This is a genomic window from Kitasatospora sp. NPDC049258 (assembly GCF_040678895.1).
Taxonomy (GTDB): Bacteria; Actinomycetota; Actinomycetes; order Streptomycetales; family Streptomycetaceae; genus Kitasatospora.
In genome coordinates this window covers 1-4,598 of sequence record NZ_JBFAQT010000090.1, presented here as the reverse complement: position 1 = coordinate 4,598, position 4,598 = coordinate 1, and the positions used below count along the sequence as shown (strand labels likewise).

The following is a 4,598-nucleotide window of genomic DNA, read 5'->3' as shown; positions in this document are numbered from 1 at the left end:
ACCCGATGACCATTACGCCGGGCATCCGACAGACGCTCCAGCACCACCATCCCCACACCCTCGCCCCAGCCGACACCATCAGCCGAATCCGCGAACGAACGGCACCGGCCATCAGCCGACAGACCACCCTGCCGACTGAACTCCACAAAGGTCGAAGGCGTCGACATCACCGTCACACCACCCGCCAGCGCGAGCGAGCACTCACCACTCCGCAGCGCCTGCGCAGCCAGGTGCATCGCCACCAGCGACGACGAACACGCCGTATCCACCGTCACCGCCGGACCCTCCAGGCCGAAGGTGTAGGAGACCCGGCCCGAGGCCACACTGCCCGCGCTGCCGCTGCCCTGGTAGCCCTCGAACTCGCGGCCGCCGAGCAGGTTCGCGTAGTCGCCGTACATGACGCCGGCGAAGACGCCGGTCCGGCTGCCGCGCAGGGTGACCGGATCGATCCCCGACCGCTCGAACGCCTCCCAGGAGGTCTCCAGCAGCAGCCGCTGCTGAGCGTCCGTGGCCAGCGCCTCGCGGGGGCTCATCCCGAAGAACTCCGGGTCGAACTCCCCCGCGTTGTACAGGAATCCACCCGAGCGGGTGTAGGAGGTGCCCGCGTGCTCAGGGTCCGGGTGGTAGAGCGACTCCACCTCCCAGCCACGGTCCAGCGGGAACCCGCCGACCGCGTCCACACCCTCTGCCACGAGCTGCCACAGATCCTCGGGGGACTCCACCCCGCCGGGGTAGCGGCAGGCCATCCCCACGATCACCACCGGGTCGTCCGACCGCACTGGCAGCGAGTCCAGGGCGATCGGAGCGGCGGTCTCGGTTCCGAACAGCTCCTCCGCCAGGAAGCCCACCAGGGCGTCGGCCGTGGGGTAGTCGAACACCAAGGTCGCCGGAAGCTGAAGACCCGTCATCGTACGGAGCCGGTTACGCAGTTCCACCGCCGTCAGCGAGTCGAACCCGAGGTCCTGGAAGGCCAGCGAGGGGTCGACCACCGAACCGTCCGCGTGCCCGAGCACCAGCGCGATCTGTGCCCGAACCACTTCGAGCAGCGCCGAGCGTCGCTCCGTCTGCCCGAGCCCGGCGAGCCGCTGGGCCAGGCCCGCCGAGACCGCCGAACCGCCCACTGCGGCCCGCCGGACCCGGCCACGGACCAGGCCGCGCAGCAGGGCCGGAACCTCGCCGTGGGCTCGCAGCGCCGCCAGGTCCAGCCGGACCGGCAGCAGCGCCGGGTGCTCGGCCGCGAGCGCGGCATCGAAGAGAGCGACCCCGCGCTCGGGGTCGACCGGCGGCAGGCCGAGGCGCGAGATCCGCTCCAGCTCGGCGTCCGTCAATGTTCCCGTCATCCCGCCAGTACCGGTCCAGGGCCCCCAGGCGAGCGCCACACCCGGCAGCCCGAGCTTCCGGCGGTGTGCGGCGAGCGCGTCCAAGAAGGCGTTCGAAGCAGCGTAGTTGGCCTGGCCCGCGCTCCCGAAGGTCCCCGCGACGGAGGAGAAGAGGACGAAGGCGGTCAGGTCGAGATCCTTGGTCGCCTGGTGCAGGTTCCACGCGGCATCGGCCTTCGGCCGCAGGACCGCTGACATGCGCTCGGGCGTGAGCGACGCGATCACGCCGTCGTCGAGCACCCCGGCTGTGTGCACCACCGCACGGACCTCGTGACGGTCCAGCAGATCGGCCACCGCAACGGCGTCCGCAACGTCGCACGCCTCGACCAGCACCTCGGCACCCAGCCCGGCCAACTCACCGACCAACGCCTCCGCGCCATCAGCACTCATGCCACTACGGCTGACCAGCAGCAGCTGACGCACCCCGTGCTCCACCACCAGGTGACGCGCGATCACCCGACCCAGACCTCCGGTACCACCGGTGACGAGAACCCGCCCGGCCCACTCCGGCGCCGAACCCTCAACCTCTGCGCGCACCAGCCGCGCAGCGAACACCTCACCATCGCGCACCATCAGCTGCGGCTCGTCCAGGCCCAGCACACGAGGCAGCAGCACATCCGAATCGTCGGCCAGATCCACCAGCCCGAACCGGCCCGGCTCCTCCGCCGACGCGGACCGGACCAGACCCCAGACGGCCGCTCCGGCCAGGTCAGCCCCCGCCACCGCGCCACGCGTCACGAACACCAGCCGCGAGTCGGCGAACCGTTCCTCCGCCAGCCAGTCCTGCACGAGAGCGAGCGCCCGCCCGACCTCGGCATGCACCTCCGCACCGTCCAGCGGAACCACCACCACCGGCGGCACCTCCACCAGCCCGGCCACGCTCTCAGCACCCAGCTCGGCGAACTCCACCGGCTCACCCGCAGGCACCGGCACCCACGCCACGCGGAACAACGAGTCCCCGGCAGAAGAGCCGAGCTGCTCCGCGCTGATAGCCCGAACCGCCAGCGACCCCACCGAAGCAACCGGCCGCCCCTCGGGATCGGCGATCGCCACGGCGATCGACGCATCGGCAGCCCGGGTCAGCCGCACCCGCACCGAGGACGCGCCGACCGCGTGCAGCGCGACGTTCTGCCACGAGAACGGCACCGCCCCGGGCGCTGCACCGTCGAGCGCCGCGCCGTGCAGAGCCGCGTCCAACAGCGCCGGGTGCAGGCCGAATTCGCCGCCGCCGATGCCGTCCGGCAGAGCGACCTCCGCGAACAGCTCCTCGCCCCGACGCCAGACGGCCCGCATGCCCCGGAACACCGGCCCGTACTCGAACCCGGCCGCTGCAAAGCCCTCGTACGCGCTCGACACATCAACTGGCTCGGCCCCGGCCGGCGGCCAGACGGTGGCGTCGAACTCCACCGGCACCGCACCAGAACCCAGCACACCACTCGCGTGCAGCGTCCACGGCGCCTGCGGGTCGACGCCGGCCCGGGAGTGCACAGTGAGCGCGCGCCGGCCCGACGCGTCCGCCTCGCCGACCCAGACCTGCAGCTGCACACCGCCCTGCTCGGGCAGCACCAGCGGTGCGGCGAGGGTGAGTTCCTCCACCAGCTCGCACCCGGCCTCGTCACCGGCCCGCACCGCCAGCTCCAGCAGCGCCGTTCCCGGCACCACCAGTGCACCCATCACCACGTGGTCCGCCAGCCACGGCTGCGACTGCACGGACAGCCGACCCGTGAAGAGGAAGCCCTCGGTGTTGACCAGCTCGACCGCCGCTCCCAGCAACGGGTGCTCGGCCGCACCCAGGCCCGCCTGCCGGACATCCACGGGCCGCGTGCTCGCCACCGCCGGCCAGTAACTCCGGTGCTGGAACGCGTACGTCGGCACATCCACCTGCCGGGCGCCGGTCCCCGCGAACAGTGCGGCCCAGTCCACCGCAACCCCGTGGACGGACAGCTGGGCCAGCGCCTCGACGACCGCCAAACCCTCGCCCCGGTTCTTCCGCAGCACGGAGGCGAGCACCACCTCACGGTCCGTCAGCGAATCTGCCGCCACAGCGGAGAGCACACCGTCGGGGCCGAGTTCGAGGAACCGGGTAACCCCGGCGGCCGCCAAGGCCTGCACCCCGTCCGCGAAGCGGACGGTCTCGCGGACGTGGCGGACCCAGTAGTCGGCGGTGCGGAGCTCACCCCCGGCCACCGAGCCGGTGAGGTTGGAGACGACGGAGAGGGTGGGGGCCTGGTAGCTGAGGCCGTTCAGGACGGCTCGGAAGTCGTCCAGCATCGGGTCCATCAGCGGCGAGTGGAACGCATGCGACACCCGCAGGCGCGAAGTCTTGCGGTCCGCGAAGTGGGCACCCACCAGCTCGACGGCCTCCGCGTCACCCGAGACGACCACCGACGACGGGCCGTTGACGGCCGCGATCGACACCAAGTCACCGAGCAGCGGCCGGACCTCGTCCTCGGTTGCAGCGATGGCGAGCATCGCGCTGCCAGTCGGCAGCGCCTGCATCAACCGGCCCCGCGCCGCGACCAGCGCACACGCGTCCGCCAGCGAGAACACACCCGCCACGTACGCAGCGGCAACCTCGCCGATCGAGTGGCCGGCCACGAACTCCGCCCGCACACCGAGCGATTCGACCAGCCGGAACAGCGCCACCTCGACCGCGAACAACCCGGCCTGGGCACAGGCGGTCTGGTTCAGCAGCTCCTCGTCGGTCCCCCACACCACGTCCCGAAGCGGCTGCTCCAGCAGCCCGTCCAGCTCCGCACGCACCTCGTCGAAGGCAGCCGCGAACACCGGGAACCGGCCGTACAACTCCCGACCCATGCCCAGCCGTTGCGAACCCTGGCCCGAGAAGAGAAATGCACTCTTGCCGTCGGCCGCCACTCCCCTGGCGATCTCCCGGCCGTCCACCACCACGGCCCGGTGCCCGAAGCGGGTGCGGCCCGCCAACGACAGACCCACATCCACCGGCGACAGCTCACCGAGCCCGGCCAGCTGCGCCAGCTGGCCCTCCAAAGCGGCTTCCGAACGCCCCGACACAACCCACGGCACCACCGACGGCTCGATCTCGGCCGCAGCCGACTCTGCCACCATTTCCGGCTGCTCCAGAATCAGGTGCGCGTTCGTCCCGCTGATCCCGAACGACGACACACCCGCCCGGCGCGGACGCCCCGTCTCCGGCCACTCCCGCGCCTGTGTCAACAACTCCACCGCACCCGCCGACCA

The 4,598-nt window shown here is 71.8% G+C and carries 1 protein-coding gene; it reads right to left on the bottom strand.

Annotated elements, in window-relative coordinates:
• Positions 1 to 4,598: type I polyketide synthase (locus tag AB0K43_RS31235; protein ID WP_363645772.1), on the bottom strand; the 4,598-nt coding region annotated here is incomplete at both ends.